Below are 14945 nucleotides of genomic sequence, written 5' to 3' on the forward strand. Positions count from 1 at the left end.
GGCGCGATCTTCGTCCTTCCGGGCAAGCTAGCGCAGCGGGGCAGGGCGACCATGCGGACCCTCAGCGCGACCCGATCCGGCGCAGGCACCACACCAGCGCGATGCCGTAGAGCGTGTGCCCCACCAGCGCCACCCAGGCGATCCCGGTGAAGTCGAGGAAGAAGGGCAGCCCCGCGATCGCCGTGATCCCGCCGATGGCAAAGACCCATAGGCCGAAGCCGTAGATCGCCGACGGCACGAACCAGCCGCCCTTGCCCACGAACCGCTCCCAGAGCGGGCGGAAGATAAGCATCCACCCCAGCGGATAGGCGATCAGCCCGACCGGGAGCAGGTGGACGAACTGGCCGTGCTCCCGCGCGTTGGGCAGGCCGAACGTCCCCAGCAGCGAGCGGGCCAGCCCGTCAGGCGACAGGCGCGCATATCCCAGCATCGGACTGATCGCCTGACCCCACAGGTCGAACATCACGGTGGCGAAGGCCCCCGCGATCAGCATCGGTGCGAGCAGGCGGGCGGCGGCGGTGGTCTTGGTCATATCGGTTCCCTTCGAGGCTGTAGCGCCGCTCTGTCGCGGCATCGCGTGACATCTCGAAACCGATCTGGGGAGGGGGGCAGGCGATGTGAACCGAGGACAATGTCACGTCACCGCTAGCAATTGTTTCAAATCTTAACGCAAAACGCCCCGGACCGCGCGGGTCCGGGGCGTCTCGTCAGATTATCGGGCTGGGCTCAGCCCTTCTTAAGCATCCGGCGGCCCAGCAGCTCGGCGATCTGCACCGCATTCAGCGCCGCGCCCTTGCGCAGGTTGTCGCTGACGCACCACAGGTTCAGGCCGTTCTCGATGGTGCCGTCCTGCCGGATCCGGCTGATGAAGGTGGCGAAATCGCCCACGCATTCGACCGGGGTGACGTAGCCGCCGTCCTCGCGCTTGTCGACGACCATGACGCCCGGCGCCTCGCGCAGGATGTCGCGCGCCTCGTCCTCGTCGAGGAACTCCTCGAACTCGATGTTCACCGCCTCGGAATGCCCGACGAAGACCGGCACCCGCACGCAGGTCGCCGTGACCTTGATGGACGGATCGACGATCTTCTTCGTCTCCGCGACCATCTTCCACTCCTCCTTGGTGGAGCCGTCCTCCATGAAGACGTCGATATGCGGGATGACGTTGAAGGCGATCTGCTTGGTGAAGATCTCGGGCTCGCGCTCCTGCCCCGGCACGTACATGCCCTTGGTCTGGAGCCACAGCTCGTCCATCGCGTCCTTGCCCGAGCCGGAGACCGACTGGTAGGTCGACACGACGACGCGCTTGATCTTCGCCCGGTCGTGCAGCGGCTTCAGCGCCACGACCATCTGCGCGGTGGAGCAGTTGGGGTTCGCGATGATGTTCTTCTTCGCGTAGCCCTCGATCGCGTCGGGGTTCACCTCCGGCACGATCAGCGGCACGTCCGCGTCGTAGCGGTAGAGCGAGGAGTTGTCGATCACCACGCATCCCGCCTTGGCGGCGACGGGCGCGTATTTCTTCGTCGCGTCCGACCCGATCGCGAACAGCGCGATGTCCCAGCCTGTGAAGTCGAATGTGTCGAGGTCCTGGGTCTTGAGTGTCTTGTCCCCGAAGGCGCATTCGCTCCCGAGGCTCCGGCGGCTGGCCAGTGCTGCGATCTCGTCCACGGGGAATTCCCGCTCCGCGAGGATGTTGAGCATTTCGCGGCCCACATTGCCCGTGGCACCGACGACGACGACTCGATAACCCATCTCCCTCTTCTCCTGTCAGGGGTGTAAAACACCGCCCCCTTAGACGAGTGCGCCGCGAAAGGAAAGGATCACAGGTCGCGCCGCATCTGCACCGCGCGGCGAAAGCCGAACACATGCCGCAGCGGCCCCAGATCGTGCCGCCCGCTGACGCGGTAGCCTTCGCGTTCGTAGAGCGCGCGCGCCCGGATGTTGCTGTCGATCACGTCGAGCACGACCGCGCGCTTGCCCCGCTTGCCCGCCTCCTGCGCCAGCGCGTCCAGCAGCCGCCGTCCCAATCCGCAGCCCCGCGCCGCCTCGGCCACCGCGATACCGTCGACATAGAGCTTGTCCGACGGCTCCCGGCTTTCCAGCGCCGCCAAGACCGACCCGCGCCACCAGCCGCCGAAGGGCCCGTAATGCCTGGGCAGCTCCCGCGCGAACCCGTCCGTCAGCCCGCCACCTTCGCAGCGGAAGCCTGCCAGCCCCAGCGCCGTCCCGTCGAGCCGCGCGACCAGCGCGAAGTCGGGGTCGAGGCTGGCCGCCAGGAACCGCCGCGCCCGCGCCCCGCGCCCGAGCAGCCGCCCCAGCTTGTCGCCGAACGCCTCCAGGTAGAGCTCCGCCATCACCGCGCGCTCCTCCTCCGCGAAGCCGCGCGTCACCGAGATCCCGCTCATAGTGTCCGATCCGGAAACACTCATCGCCCCCACTCACGCCCGGTTTCGCGCGCTTGTGAGGCGACTGTAACAGAATTACGGGATAGGGTAGGCTCAATCGCAAAGGAGTCCGTCATGATCCGACGTCCCATCAGCATCACCCGCATCCTCGAGCGCGCGCTGTTCGGCCCGTGCCGCGAGGTGCCCCTGTTCCAGCGAATCGGTTGCGCCGCGCACCGGCCCTGCTCTTGCTGAAACACGTCCTAGCCTTCTGCATCCTGGCCGTCCCCGCTCTCGCCGACTCGCCGCGCGTGACGGATGTGCGCGGCCTGCGCGGTGCGGGCGGGTGGAGCTTCTCCGTCACCGTCTCGCATGCCGATGAGGGCTGGGACCACTATGCCGACGGGTGGGAGATCGCCGGCCCGGACGGCACCCAGTTCGGTTTTCGCACGCTGCATCACCCGCATGAAGGGGAGCATTCCTTCACCCGCTCGCTGAGCGGCGTGCGCATTCCCGAGGGCGTGGACGAGGTGCATGTCCGCGCCCGCGACAATGTCCACGGCTGGGGCGCCCCGGTGATCTACCGCCTGCCTCGTTGAGCGACTAAGCCGCGCATCGGCGGGCCGTGGTACGGCGATCCCCGGTTCGTCCATGGCACTTTATGGCAGCCAAGTCCGTGTGCCCATCCACGTCGCGCTTCCATCAACCAAATCGCCGTGCCGGGGGGCGGCCCGGCGATGCGCGGCGGCCTGCGGCCTTGATTCCGCGCACGCCTGCACCGTCCCGGACTTGATCCGGGACCTCGCGAAACGCGTGCGCCACGCGGGAAACCCGCGCCTGATGCCACACCCATCTGACTGTGAAACTGGTCGGGCAGAGAGGATTCGAACCTCCGACCCCCTGCTCCCGAAGCAGGTGCGCTACCAGGCTGCGCCACTGCCCGACCGTGAGCGGTGCTTTGCCCTATTCGCGGTCCGATGACAAGGGGCCATCGCGCCCCGCGCGCCTGCGCAGAATGTCGCCCACCCGGATGCCGAAGGCCGTGTCCCCGCGCAGCGTGCGGCCCGTGGAAACCGGCCGCGCCACCGTGACCGCGCTGTCCTCCTCGCGCATCGCGATGTAGAGCCCGCTGGCGATGATGATCCCCGCCCCCAGCAGCGTCGCCGCCTCCGGCCATTCGTCGAAGAACAGCGCCCCGAACAGCACCGCCCACAGGATCTGGCTGTACTGCATCGGCGCGACGGTCGAGGCGGCGGCCCGTTGGTAGCCCATCAGCACGCCCAGCATCCCGCAAAAGCCCAGCACCGACAGCGCCGCCACCAGCCCCAGATCGCCGATCGGCATGGGGCGGTAGACGAAGGGCATGATCGCGCCCATCACGATCAGGTTGCCCATCATCGGGTAGAGGATCATCACGATGCTCCGCTCCTCCGAGCCGATGCGCCGCATGATGATCGACACGAAGGATCCGGTGATGCCCGAGGTCAGCGCCGCGACATGGCCCCAGCCCAGCTCCGTCGCGCCGGGGCGCAGCACCACCATCACCCCGATCAGCCCCAGCACCACCGCCGCCCAGCGGCGCGGCCCGACCCGCTCGCCCAGCATCGGCACCGACAGCGCCGTGATGATCAGCGGTTGCGAGAACAGGATCGCGTAGACCTGCGTCAGCGGCAGCGTGGTGAAGGCGTAGAACGCGCCGAAGCCGGTGACGATGCCGAGGCCCGTGCGCAGCGCCACCCACCACGGATGATGCGGGCGCAGGTTGTCGCGCGCGCCGTCGCGGATCAGCATCATCATCATGATGGGAAAGCCGAACAGCACCGAGAAGAAGGCGATCTGGAAGATCGCGTAGCCGCCGCCGAGCAGCTTGATCAGCGCGTCATGGCTCGCGAAGGCGGCGAATCCGGCCAGCGCCAGCACGGCGCCCTGTCTGTTCGAACTGAGCATGGAGTCCTCGCGGGGGGTCGATCCCCCCTGCCAGATCACGACCCGCACCGCGCCGCAAGCGCTTCGGACGCCGTCGCCCCATGCGCGATGCGCAAAGGCTAACGCCCCGTTAACCTTTCGGCAGCCCTTCGCTGCGGGGAAGCGACGCGCGGGGCAAACCCGCGCCTTCGCCCGACCCGAAGGGCCTTTCCCCGCGGGGAAATGGTCAGCGACGCTGACGCATCCCCCCGCAGGGAAGAACTCACAGCGACCCGTCGAGTGCTGCGAGGATCGCGTCGCCCATCTCGGAGGTGCTCATCGGCGTGCCGCCCTCAGGCCCCATAAGGTCGCCGGTACGCGCGCCCTCGGCCAGCGCGGTCTCGACCGCCGCCTCCAGCCGCGCGGCCTCGTCGCCCTGATCGAAGCTGTAGCGCAGCGCCATCGCAAAGCTCAGGATACACGCGATCGGGTTGGCCTTGCCCTCGCCCGCGATATCCGGCGCCGAGCCGTGCACCGGCTCGTAGAGCGCCTTGGGCCGCCCGCTCTCCATCGGCGCGCCGAGGCTGGCCGACGGCAGCATCCCCAGGCTGCCCGTCAGCATCGCCGCGGCATCCGACAGCAGGTCGCCGAACAGGTTGTCGGTCACGATCACATCGAACTGCTTGGGCCAGCGCACCAGCTGCATGGCGCCCGCATCCGCGTACATGTGGCTCAGCTCGATGTCCTGATATTCCTCGTCGCGCAGCTTCTGCACCTCCTCGCGCCACAGGATGCCGCTCTCCATCACGTTGGCCTTCTCCATCGAGCAGACCCGCCCGTCGCGACGGCGCGCCAGCTCGAAGGCCGAGCGCGCGACCCGCCGGATCTCGGAGGTGGTGTAGCGCTGGGTGTTGATGCCGACCCGCTCGTTGCCCTCTTCCGAGATGCCGCGCGGCTCCCCGAAATAGATGCCCGAAGTCAGCTCCCGCACGATCATGATGTCGAGCCCGGCAACCACGTCGCGTTTCAGCGAGGAGAAATCCGCCAGCGCGTCGAAGCACTGCGCGGGCCGCAGGTTCGAGAACAGGTCCATCTCCTTGCGCAGGCGCAAGAGGCCCCGCTCCGGCTTCACCGAGAAGTCGAGATCGTCATATTTCGGCCCGCCGACGGCGCCCAGCAGCACCGCGTCCACGCTCTGCGCCTTGGCCATCGTGTCGTCGGTCAGCGGCGTGCCGTGCGCGTCATAGGCAGCACCCCCCACCAGGTCCTCGTAGACATCGAAGGCGAGCGCGCGGTTGGCCGCGAACCAGTCGATGACGCGGCGCACCTCCGCCATGACTTCGGGACCGATCCCGTCACCGGGCAGGATGAGGAGGGAAGGGTTCTGCATGGCGGCTCTCCGTTGGTTGGGCTTGCCGAGGGTGATTGCCAGCACCGGCCCGAAAGTCAAGCCGGACAGGCCCGCAGGCTAGCCAAACGCCGCCGCGAGGTGATCGTAGACCAGCCGGATGCGCGCCGATTGCCGCAGCGCCCGCGCCGCGGTCAGCCATAGCGGCAAGGAGGGCAGGGCGTAGTCCTCCAGCACCCGCATCACGCCCGGATCCGCATCGCCGATCGCGGCCTGCGTCGCACCGATCCCGCCGCCCGCGCGTACCAGCTCCCAGCAGGTCGCGTGATCGTCGCAGCGCAGCGCGAAGGTCTCGCGCGCGACCGCGATGCCGAGCGCCGCCATCCCGTCGATCATCAGGGTCGAGCGGTCGTAGCCCACCCAGTCATGCGCTTCGATCGCATCCGGCCCCGGCATCCCGCGCCGCGCCACGTAGGACCGCGCGGCGTAGAGCGCCAGCGGCAGGTCGGCGAGCTTCTTCGCGATCACGTCGGCCTGCGTCGGGCGGTACATCCGCAGCGCAATGTCGGCCTCGCGAAACAGCAGGTTCTGCGTGCTGTCGGAGGGGACGAGTTCCACCTGCACCTCCGGCGCGACCTCGCGCAGACGCACCAGCACAGGCGGCAGCAGGTGGTGGGCGACCAGCTTGCTCGCCGTGACGCGCACGGTGCCGGCGACGGCCTCCTCCCCGCCCGCGGCCACAAGGTTGAGCCGCCGCTGCGCGTCGCGCATCGCCTGCGCCGGGGGCACCAGCGCCAGCGCCCGCGCGGTCGGCGTCAGCCCCTGCGCGTGCCGGTCGAACAAAGGCGCGCCGACCGCCGCCTCCATCTCCCGCATCTGGCGGCCGAGCGTCGGCTGACTCGACCCCAGCACCCGCGCGGCAGCCGAGAGCGAGCCCTGCTCGACCACGGCGAGGAAGGGAATGACGAGGCGTGGGTCCATGCGAGCATGAATACCCCATCGCCGATTCGGCGCAATTCCCATGCATGCGCGAGGGAGGCACCTTTCACGCATTAGCAAGGGAGACCCGACATGAAGACCGTCCTGATCCTCGGCGCCGGGGGCCGCTTCGGCCGCCACGCTGCCGAAGCCTTCGCCACCGCCGGGTGGAGTGTCCGCCGCCTGATCCGACCGGGCGGCGCGCCCGCGGCGGACGGGATCGTCGCCGATCCGTTCGACGGGGTCGCGCTGACCCGGGCCGCCGCCGGGGCCGACCTGATCGTCAACGCGCTCAACCCCGCCTATCCCGACTGGGCGCGCGACGTGCCGCGCCTGACCTGCGCGGTCATCGCCGCCGCCACTGCGCACGACCTGCCGGTCCTGATCCCCGCCAATGTCTACCCCTACGGCGCGGACATGCCGCCGGTCCTGCGCACCGAGACGCCCCACCGCGCCCGGACCCGCAAGGGCCGCATCCGCATCGCGATGGAGCAGGCCTATCGCGAGGCCGGGGTCCGCACGATCCTTCTGCGGGCGGGCGATTTCCTCGACACGCGCACCTCCGGCAACTGGTTCGAGAGCCATGTCGCGGCGAAACCGGGGACCGTCCGCTATCCCGGCCCGCTCGACATTCCGCACGAATGGGCCTTCCTGCCCGATCTCGCGCGTGCGGCGGTGGCACTGGCCTCGCGGGACGACCTGCCACGCTTCGCGGACATCCCCTTCGCGGGCTACGGCGTCACCGGAGCGGAGCTCGTGGCCGCGCTGGAGCGGGCGACCGGCCAGCCCCAGCGCGTCAAACCCTTCCCGTGGCTGGCGCTGCGCGCAATGGCGCTGGTCTCCCCCCTGATGCGGGAGGTGCTGGAGATGCGCTATCTGTGGCAGGTGCCGCACCGCATCGACCCGGCGGAGACAGCACGATGGCTGCCGGATTTCGAGCCCACGCCGCTCGTCGAGGCGCTGCGGCAAGGTCCTCAGGGCCAATCGACCTCGACCCAGATGAGCCGATGGTCCGAGACCTCCACCAGCTCCGCCCCCTCGGTGCCCGGCGCGGGCCAGAACACCCCGGCATCCAGCACATCGAGCGTCGCGTCGGGCAGCACGTAATCGACCCGCAGGTTGCCCGGCCCGCGTTCGTCGTTCCAGTCGGCGGTGTCGGCGCCGGGCGGGCCCCGGTGCCGGTCGTTGAAGCCGCCTTGCGCGGCCGCCGCTGCCCCGCCTTCGCCGAGTGGCACGGGGTCCTGCAAGCGGGCATGGCCCAGCAGCGCGAGCAGAGGCTCTCGCCGCGCGTCGCCGTCGAACGGGTCGGCGTTCAGGTCGCCCGCGACCACGACCGGCGCATCGGCGTAAGGCGCCGTGCGGCCTGTATCGTCCCGCACCGCCGCCCCGTCGAGGTACCGCACGACCCACGCGATCTCGTCCGCGTTGCGCCGCCCGTTGCGATCCTCCGGCCCGTCGAAGACGGGGGGCGTGGGGTGCAGCGCGATCAGGTGCAGCGGGATGCCTCCGACCTCGATCTCGACGTCCCAATGGCTTTTCGAGGACAGGCGCTGGACCTCGGCGAGAGCGCCGTCATCGATGCTGAGACTGTCTGGCTGCTCGGCCCAGATCGCCTCGCGAAAGGTGCGCGCGCCCGCGATCGGGTGGCGGCTCAGCACCGCCATGCCGTAATGGCCCGGCCAGCGACCCCAACCCTGCGCCTCGTCCGGATCGCCGGTGCCTCCGTCGTCGTCGAGGTCGAGGCCCGTCGGTTCCCCGCTGTTGACCGGGGCCGAGAAGCGATGCGGCATGGGATGGCCCGCCTCCTCCAGCAGGGCCTGGAACGCGGCGAGGCCCCGGCCCGCGCCGTCATGGTCGAACTCGTTGAGAAGGATGATGTCGGGCGCGACCTCGGCGATGATCGCGGCCACGGCGCGCGGCGCCTCGTCCCCCGCTTCGACCTCGCGGATAAGGGCGCCCGCGCGGTCGCGCGACAGGGCCGTGTTGAAGGTCGCGATGCGCAGCGGATCGGCCAGTGCCGCCTCCGCCAGCAGCAGGGCCGCGATCAGTCCGTGCGCGCCTTGTCGATAAGCCATGCGATCTTCAGCATCGCGCTGCCCCTGTTGATGAGGACGACGGGCGTGAAGGCCCAGAACACGCAGCCCCAGACCAGCGATTGATAGTTGCCGAGCGCCTCGGGATCGAACCAGCCCCCACCGCGCGAGGCGATCGAGATGGTCGTGTAGGGCAGGGCCAGCGCCACCAGCACGTTCATCCAGCCCGCGCGCTGCAGCCGCCAGGAGATGTCCTGCCCCACCGACGGGTCGAAGGTCGGCAGGTTGACCCACAGGTTGAAGCTGTCCCGCTCCGCCGGCCAGCGCAGCAGCCAGATATAGGCGGAAAAGAAGACCGCGGAGATCAGCGCGACGGTGAGACTCAACGCCGTCGCCCGCGCGACGAGCGGGTTCAGCCCGCCCGGCCCGCCCGCGATCAGGCCGTCCGCCAGCACCACCGGCGACAGTGGCACGTTCAGCGCGGTGACCAGCCGATCGGTCAGCGCGATCAAGTCGGCGGAGAACGCATCCTCCCCTGCATCCGCGCGGCACAGGAACACCAGCGCCGTCACCAGAACCGCGAAAGTAAGGAAGCGGAAGCGATTGTAGGGCGGGGCGAAGCGGAAATCGATCAGCCCCGGATGCGACGAGGCATACTCGAACATCGTGAACAGCGCGAAGAGCGCGCCGATGATCAGCGAGATCTCTTGCCCGGTGCGGGAGCTTTCGGGCAGGAGGAAGGCGGGCAGCGCCACGAAGACGAGGACGAGGAACGCGCGCGACAGACCCGTGACCAGTCTGGCCAGCATGTAGCCGAAGCCGGGTCGCACGCGCGCTGTCATCCTACCTCCCCTAGAGCCAGGGCGCCTCCTGCGCGTAGCGCGTCTCGAAGGCGTCGATCGACCCCGATTTCTGCATCGTCAGCCCGATATCGTCGAGGCCGTTGAGCAGACAATGCTTGCGGAACGGTTCCACATCGAAGGCGATGGATCCACCGTCCGGCCCCGTGATCGTCTGGTTTTCGAGGTCCACCGTCAAGACCGCATTCGCGCCTCGGCTTGCATCGTCCATCAGTTTATCAACCTCCGATTGCGGAAGCACGATGGGCAGGATGCCGTTCTTGAAGCAGTTGTTGAAGAAGATGTCGGCGAAGCTGGTGGAGATCACGCAGCGAATCCCGAAATCGGCGAGCGCCCAGGGCGCGTGCTCCCGGCTGGACCCGCAGCCGAAATTGTCGCCCGCGACGAGGATCTGCGCGTCGCGATAGGCGGGCTGGTTCAGCACGAAATCGGGGATCTCGTCGCCATTCTCGTCATAGCGCATCTCGTCGAACAGGTTCACGCCCAGCCCCGACCGCTTGATGGTCTTCAGGAACTGCTTGGGGATGATCATGTCGGTGTCGATGTTGACCAGCGGCATGGGCGCCGCGACGCCGGTGAGGGTGGTGAATTTTTCCATTGTCAGGTTTCCTTTGGATCGGCGCCGCGCAGGCGGCGCATGAATTCGGCGAAGAGCGGCACGGAGAAATCCAGATACCCGTGGTCCGGATTGTAGATCATGCCCTTTTTCAGGATATTGGCCCGTGCGGGGCCGAGAGATGATGGTTTCCGGTCCAGTTTGGCCGCGATGTCGGCAATCGCATAGGGACCATCGCCAAGCTCCGACATCGCGGCGACGAATGTGACCTCGCCGCGTGTCAGCCGGTCGAGACGGACGCGGAAGAATCCTTCGTCGAGGGATGCGATGGTCGCGGCGTAGGCATCGCGCACATCGTCGACCGTGATCCTGTCGTCCGATGCGATGTCCCACGCCTTGTCGCCCCATGCCTGGAGGTAGAAGGGGTAGCCGCGCGTCTTCTCGACGATATGCGCCACGGCGCCATCCTCGATCGTCGCGCCTTCTTCCTCCACCGGCTTCACGATCGCCTGCCGCGCGGCGTCCGGCTCCAGTGCGTCTATGCGAGGATAGGTGAACAGCCGTTCGGCATAGCTCTTCGCATCGCCTGCCAGTTTGGCGACCTGAGGAAGTCCGGCCCCGACGAAGAGGATCGGAAGGTCCGATTGCGAAACACGGTGCAGGCCGACGATCAGGGCCGAGAGATCTTCGCGGTTCAGGTACTGCACCTCGTCGATCAGCAGCATCCAGCCTGTCCCCGCGCGCCGCGCCGCCTCGCCGACCGCCTCGAAAAGATCGGGGAGATCGAACTGGAGGTCGCCGCTATCCGCAAGGCCCGGCTCGGGATCGGCGGCACCCTCGATGCCCATCGAGACGCCCTCCACCTCCATCTTGAAGATGGAGGCGAGATTGCGCAGTCCCCGAAGTCCCCTGACCGCCACCTCGCGTGCCGCCTCCCGCGTCGAGAGCGAGCGCAGGACCTTTCTCAATTCGGGAACGAGCAGACGGGCGAGGTCGGCATTCTCCGGGGCCTCGATCCGCGATGTGAGCAAGCCCTCATCCGCCGCGATCCGCTTGATCTCGTTGATGAGGACCGTCTTTCCCGTTCCGCGCAGGCCGAGCATCATCATCGGACGTCCGTAGCGCGTGCGCATCGCGCGCAGGCAGGCCGTCCGTGCTGTGTCGAGCACATCGTCCCGCCCGGCGAGTTCGGGCGGGCGACGTCCCGCGCTGGGAGAAAAGGGGTTTCTAACGGGGTCCATGGCAAAAGATAGCAAATGATAACCAAAGATAGGAATATTCGCTATCTTTGGTTACATTTCCCTACATCTCCCGCACATCCGTCAGCCGACCCGTCAGCGCCGCGGCCGCGGCCATCGCGGGGCTGGCGAGGTGGGTGCGCCCGCCGCGGCCCTGGCGGCCTTCGAAGTTGCGGTTGGAGGTGGAGATGCACCGCTCCTCGGGCTTGAGCTGGTCGGGGTTCATCGCCAGACACATCGAGCAACCGGCCATGCGCCATTCGAAGCCGGCCTCCTTGAAGATGTCGGCGAGGCCCTCTTCCTCCGCCTGGGCGCGCACGAGGCCGGAGCCGGGCACGACCATGGCGCGCAGGCCGTCCTTGATCTTCTTGCCCTTCAGGATCGCGGCGGCGGCGCGCAGATCCTCGATCCGGCCGTTGGTGCAGGAGCCGATGAAGACCGTGTCGATCTCGACCTCCGACAGTTTCTGCCCCGGCTGCAGCCCCATGTAGGACAGCGCGCGGCGCGCGGCCTCGACCTTGCCGCCGGAGAAGCTGGAGGGGTCGGGGACCTCCGCCGTGATCGGCAGCACGTCCTCGGGCGAGGTGCCCCAGGTGACGAGCGGCGCGATATCCTCGCCCGCGATGGTCACGACCTTGTCGAAATGCGCGCCCTCGTCGGTCTTGAGCGTGCGCCAGTAGTTGACCGCGGCCTCCCACTGGGCGCCCTTCGGCGCGTGGGGGCGACCCTTGCAGTACTCGAAGGTCTTTTCGTCGGGTGCGATCAGACCGGCGCGCGCGCCGCCCTCGATCGCCATGTTGCAGACCGTCATGCGGCCTTCCATCGACAGCTCCTCGATGGCCTGGCCGCAATATTCGATGACATAGCCGGTGCCGCCCGCGGTGCCGGTGGCGCCAATCACGGCCATGGTGATGTCCTTGGCGGTGACGCCGGGGCGCAAGCTGCCCGTGATCTCCACCTTCATGTTCTTGGACTTCTTCTGGATCAGCGTCTGGGTGGCGAGCACATGCTCGACCTCCGAGGTGCCGATGCCGTGGGCGAGTGCGCCAAACGCGCCGTGGGTGGCGGTGTGGCTGTCGCCGCAGACCACGGTCATGCCGGGCAGGGTCCAGCCCTGCTCCGGTCCGACGATGTGCACGATGCCCTGCCGCACGTCCGAGACGGGATAGTAGTGGATCCCGAATTCCTTGGCATTGGTGTCGAGCGCCTCGACCTGGATGCGGCTTTCGGGGTTCTCGATGCCGTTCGCGCGGTCGGTCGTCGTGGGCACGTTGTGGTCGGGCACGGCGATGGTCTTCTCGGGTGCGCGCACCTGCCGACCGGCCATGCGCAGGCCCTCAAAGGCCTGCGGGCTCGTCACCTCATGGACGAGGTGGCGGTCGATATAGAGCAGGCAGGTGCCGTCATCATCTTCGTGGACGACATGCGCGTCCCAGATCTTGTCGTAGAGCGTCTTTGCCATTGGGGCATCCTCACGGGATCATGTGTAAAGGGGGCGGTCGAACGGAAACGGCCGGTCCGCGTGCGGGACCGGCGCGGGGCTCAAAGCTGTGCTTCGAGCGACTTGGCATCGCCGAAGAACCGCCACGGCAGGCGCGCGTGGTCGTCCAGAACGATGGTGCTGTATCCGTTGGCCGTCATGGCGCGGACCATACGCCCCGGCGCGCGCCGGGGCAAGGTCGTCACTGGATGGCGGAGGCCGCGCGGATATCCTCGCGCACGCATTGCGACAGGGTGTAGGAGGCGGCGAGCCCCCCGTCCCCGATCGAGCCCATCCACCGGCGCAGCTGGCCGACGGCGCGATCGGAACCCGCGAAATCCTCCTGCGGGATCAGACGCTCCAGCGGGGTGTCGTGCAGGCGGATATTGTCCATGCCGCCGACCTGCGCGATCACCTGCATGGCGCAGAAGCCGGGCTCTTCGGGGCAGGTCTGCTCGCAATAGGCGGCGACCGTGGCGAGGTTCTCGTCCGCTGCCACCTGGCTCGCCATGACCTCCGCCGCGGCGGGCAGGTTGCCCGATTCGATCAGCTCCGCCGGGAAGCCGCGCTGGGCGATGGAATATTCGCGCAGCTGCTCGTTGGGCCGCAGATGCGGCGCCAGCACGGGGGCGACCAGCGAGATCATCATCATCCCGCCCGAACGTCCGCTGGCGGGCGTCTGGCCGAGCCATTCCCAGGTCGCCGTGGAGGGCGGATTGCCGAAATAGGCCCGCATCCACAGCACGAAATCGAGCTGTGCCAGCAGCGGGTCGTCCTGTGCCAGCGCGAAGATCTCGTTCCAGCGGCCGCGGTCGAAGATTTCCCACGCGAGGCGCGAGCCCGCCTCCAGCTCACCCGAATCGACCAGCGTGCGCGCCACGTCGAGATCGGCGTCGGGACGGCGCGAGGCGAGCAGGGCCGCCGCGGTCTCGTCACCCTCCTCCTCGCGCACGCGCAGCCAGGAGGTGCCCGAAAGCCCGCCCTCGGCGCGCAGCAGGGCGATCCGCTCCCGCCGGGGCAGGGCGGTCACGAAGTCGGACCCGGCACCGGGCGGCGTCACCGCCTCGATCTGGCCCAGCAGCATCTGCGCGTCGGCATCGCCGTCCTGCGCCATCTGCGACAGCATCGGCAGCGCCTCCGCGTCGTTGTCGGCGAGCCAGAGCGAGATCGCCTCGTCCAGCCCCTGCGCACCCGCCGGCGAGGCCAGCGCCAGCGCCACTGCCACCGTCTTTACGAATCCCGTCACTCGACCCATCGGCATGGCCGCAATCCTCATTTCTGCTGCTTCCCGTGACCGGCCCCCACCGGTGCGCCGTCATGTAGCGCAAAGAGACTGAATGCAAAAGCTTAACCAGACGTGTCCTCGAACCAATCGAGCATGATCGCGCTCCACCCGCGCGGAATGGCATGTCCCCCGTCGTGCAAGGTGAGTGCCAGTTCCCCCGCCGCGCAGTCGCGCCAGAAGGTGAGCGTGAAGGCCCCGCCCGCGCGGGCCTCGGCATCGGCGCAGCCCTGCCCCTCGCGCAAGGTGGCGAGCGCCCTCGACACGTTGCCCTGCCGAACCCCCGCGGCCAGCGTCCGGCCCGCCAGCGGCACGACGCGGTCGGAGGTGCCGTGCGTGTGGTGCAGCCTGACGGCCCCCGCGCACTGCGTCGGCATCGGTCGCCAGAAGGTGCCCGCGACCGGCGCATAGGCCGCGAACGCCCCCGGCGCGTCGCAGGCCGCCCGCCACGTCATCATCGCACCGCCCGAAAATCCGGCCAGCACCATCGCATCGCGCGGCAGGCCGAACCGCGCGGCGGCATCGTCGGCCACCGCCGCCACGAAGCCCACGTCGTCGCGCGGCTCCTCCTCCCCGGCGCGGCTGTTCCACGATCCTCCCGCATCGCCGTCGAAGCGCGGCATCCCCTGCGGAGCGATCACCGCATAGCCGCGCTCGGCCAGCGCCTGCATCAGACCCGCATTCGAGACGACGCCCGCGGCCCGCCCGCCATAGCCGTGCAGGAACACGACGGCTCCGCGCGCGGCGGCATCCGGCAGCGCCGCATGATAGAAACCGCCATCGACGCGGCACGGGTCGTCTGGCCCGCCACACACCTGCGCAGCGAGCGGCGAGGCGAGGCCCAGCAGCAGCCCCAACGTCACCAACGGTTTCGACATGTGTCT

The 14945-nt window shown here is 68.6% G+C and carries 14 protein-coding genes, 1 tRNA gene and 1 pseudogene; 2 read left to right on the forward strand and 14 right to left on the reverse strand.

Going from position 1 to position 14945, the window contains the following annotated elements; all coding sequences use genetic code 11:
* Window positions 1-61 precede the first annotated feature (61 nt).
* The 3 genes from RX333_RS04730 to RX333_RS04740 form a co-directional block, all read right to left on the reverse strand.
* Entirely contained in the window at window positions 62-532 is a 471-nt protein-coding gene (locus RX333_RS04730; RefSeq protein WP_316013772.1) for a hypothetical protein, read from the reverse strand.
* A gap of 194 nt (window positions 533-726) precedes the next feature.
* Window positions 727-1749 carry an aspartate-semialdehyde dehydrogenase gene (locus RX333_RS04735; RefSeq protein WP_316013773.1) on the reverse strand — a complete coding sequence of 341 codons (1023 nt, stop codon included), beginning with the start codon at window positions 1747-1749 and terminating at the stop codon, window positions 727-729.
* A 68-nt stretch (window positions 1750-1817) separates the two neighbouring features.
* Complete coding sequence (locus RX333_RS04740) at window positions 1818-2402, reverse strand: GNAT family N-acetyltransferase (protein WP_316013774.1); 585 nt, start codon at window positions 2400-2402, stop codon at window positions 1818-1820.
* 227 nt (window positions 2403-2629) lie between these two features.
* Between RX333_RS04740 and RX333_RS04745 the strand changes: the two genes are divergently transcribed.
* Window positions 2630-2980, forward strand: coding sequence for a hypothetical protein (locus RX333_RS04745; protein WP_316013775.1), 351 nt, complete (start codon window positions 2630-2632; stop codon window positions 2978-2980).
* Between the two features lie 267 nt (window positions 2981-3247).
* Here RX333_RS04745 and RX333_RS04750 read toward each other — a convergent pair.
* From RX333_RS04750 to RX333_RS04765, 4 genes are all read right to left on the reverse strand, one after another.
* A tRNA-Pro gene (locus RX333_RS04750) sits at window positions 3248-3324 on the reverse strand.
* 20 nt (window positions 3325-3344) lie between these two features.
* A complete protein-coding gene (locus RX333_RS04755) occupies window positions 3345-4328 on the reverse strand; it encodes a DMT family transporter (RefSeq protein ID WP_316013776.1) in 984 nt (327 codons plus the stop codon).
* Window positions 4329-4569: 241 nt separating this feature from the next.
* Entirely contained in the window at window positions 4570-5676 is a 1107-nt protein-coding gene (leuB, locus tag RX333_RS04760) for a 3-isopropylmalate dehydrogenase (RefSeq protein WP_316013777.1), read from the reverse strand.
* 78 nt (window positions 5677-5754) lie between these two features.
* Window positions 5755-6615 (reverse strand): LysR family transcriptional regulator, encoded by an 861-nt coding sequence (locus RX333_RS04765; protein ID WP_316013778.1) that lies wholly within the window; start codon window positions 6613-6615, stop codon window positions 5755-5757.
* A 90-nt stretch (window positions 6616-6705) separates the two neighbouring features.
* On the opposite strand from RX333_RS04765, the gene RX333_RS17225 reads away from it, so the two are divergent.
* The gene (locus tag RX333_RS17225) at window positions 6706-7719 is read left to right on the forward strand and encodes an epimerase (RefSeq protein ID WP_410056047.1); all 1014 of its coding nucleotides are present in this window, start codon (window positions 6706-6708) and stop codon (window positions 7717-7719) included.
* Here RX333_RS17225 and RX333_RS04770 read toward each other — a convergent pair.
* The 7 genes and pseudogenes from RX333_RS04770 to RX333_RS04800 form a co-directional block, all read right to left on the reverse strand.
* Window positions 7680-8687, reverse strand: a pseudogene (locus RX333_RS04770) (endonuclease/exonuclease/phosphatase family protein); the annotation flags it as partial. The gene RX333_RS17225 and the pseudogene RX333_RS04770 sit on opposite strands and share 40 nt — an antisense overlap.
* Window positions 8657-9487 carry a hypothetical protein gene (locus RX333_RS04775; RefSeq protein WP_316013780.1) on the reverse strand — a complete coding sequence of 277 codons (831 nt, stop codon included), beginning with the start codon at window positions 9485-9487 and terminating at the stop codon, window positions 8657-8659. The pseudogene RX333_RS04770 and the gene RX333_RS04775, both read right to left, overlap by 31 nt.
* A gap of 10 nt (window positions 9488-9497) precedes the next feature.
* Complete coding sequence (gene leuD, locus RX333_RS04780; RefSeq protein ID WP_316013781.1) at window positions 9498-10103, reverse strand: 3-isopropylmalate dehydratase small subunit; 606 nt, start codon at window positions 10101-10103, stop codon at window positions 9498-9500.
* A gap of 2 nt (window positions 10104-10105) precedes the next feature.
* Entirely contained in the window at window positions 10106-11302 is a 1197-nt protein-coding gene (locus RX333_RS04785) for an ATP-binding protein (protein ID WP_316013782.1), read from the reverse strand.
* Window positions 11303-11363: 61 nt separating this feature from the next.
* Window positions 11364-12761: a 3-isopropylmalate dehydratase large subunit gene (gene leuC, locus RX333_RS04790; protein ID WP_316013783.1), complete on the reverse strand. Its 1398-nt coding sequence runs from the start codon at window positions 12759-12761 to the stop codon at window positions 11364-11366.
* A 220-nt stretch (window positions 12762-12981) separates the two neighbouring features.
* Complete coding sequence (locus RX333_RS04795) at window positions 12982-14040, reverse strand: hypothetical protein (RefSeq protein WP_316013784.1); 1059 nt, start codon at window positions 14038-14040, stop codon at window positions 12982-12984.
* Window positions 14041-14126: 86 nt separating this feature from the next.
* Window positions 14127-14939, reverse strand: a complete 813-nt coding sequence (locus RX333_RS04800; protein WP_316013785.1) for an alpha/beta hydrolase family esterase — start codon at window positions 14937-14939, stop codon at window positions 14127-14129.
* Window positions 14940-14945: the final 6 nt, after the last annotated feature.

The sequence above is a fragment of the Roseobacter sp. HKCCA0434 genome, from assembly GCF_032464675.1.
In the GTDB taxonomy this organism is placed as follows: domain Bacteria; phylum Pseudomonadota; class Alphaproteobacteria; order Rhodobacterales; family Rhodobacteraceae; genus Pontivivens.

What these genes read in the sequence shown, in the direction of transcription:
- leuB (WP_316013777.1), bottom strand. Translation starts at nt 5,676, where the DNA reads ATGCAGAACCCTTCCCTCCTCATCCTGCCCGGTGACGGGATCGGTCCC.
- RX333_RS17225 (WP_410056047.1), top strand. Translation starts at nt 6,706, where the DNA reads ATGAAGACCGTCCTGATCCTCGGCGCCGGGGGCCGCTTCGGCCGCCAC.
- RX333_RS04735 (WP_316013773.1), bottom strand. Translation starts at nt 1,749, where the DNA reads ATGGGTTATCGAGTCGTCGTCGTCGGTGCCACGGGCAATGTGGGCCGC.
- RX333_RS04795 (WP_316013784.1), bottom strand. Translation starts at nt 14,040, where the DNA reads ATGCCGATGGGTCGAGTGACGGGATTCGTAAAGACGGTGGCAGTGGCG.
- RX333_RS04755 (WP_316013776.1), bottom strand. Translation starts at nt 4,328, where the DNA reads ATGCTCAGTTCGAACAGACAGGGCGCCGTGCTGGCGCTGGCCGGATTC.
- RX333_RS04785 (WP_316013782.1), bottom strand. Translation starts at nt 11,302, where the DNA reads ATGGACCCCGTTAGAAACCCCTTTTCTCCCAGCGCGGGACGTCGCCCG.
- RX333_RS04730 (WP_316013772.1), bottom strand. Translation starts at nt 532, where the DNA reads ATGACCAAGACCACCGCCGCCGCCCGCCTGCTCGCACCGATGCTGATC.
- leuD (WP_316013781.1), bottom strand. Translation starts at nt 10,103, where the DNA reads ATGGAAAAATTCACCACCCTCACCGGCGTCGCGGCGCCCATGCCGCTG.
- RX333_RS04800 (WP_316013785.1), bottom strand. Translation starts at nt 14,939, where the DNA reads ATGTCGAAACCGTTGGTGACGTTGGGGCTGCTGCTGGGCCTCGCCTCG.
- leuC (WP_316013783.1), bottom strand. Translation starts at nt 12,761, where the DNA reads ATGGCAAAGACGCTCTACGACAAGATCTGGGACGCGCATGTCGTCCAC.
- RX333_RS04775 (WP_316013780.1), bottom strand. Translation starts at nt 9,487, where the DNA reads ATGACAGCGCGCGTGCGACCCGGCTTCGGCTACATGCTGGCCAGACTG.
- RX333_RS04765 (WP_316013778.1), bottom strand. Translation starts at nt 6,615, where the DNA reads ATGGACCCACGCCTCGTCATTCCCTTCCTCGCCGTGGTCGAGCAGGGC.
- RX333_RS04740 (WP_316013774.1), bottom strand. Translation starts at nt 2,402, where the DNA reads ATGAGCGGGATCTCGGTGACGCGCGGCTTCGCGGAGGAGGAGCGCGCG.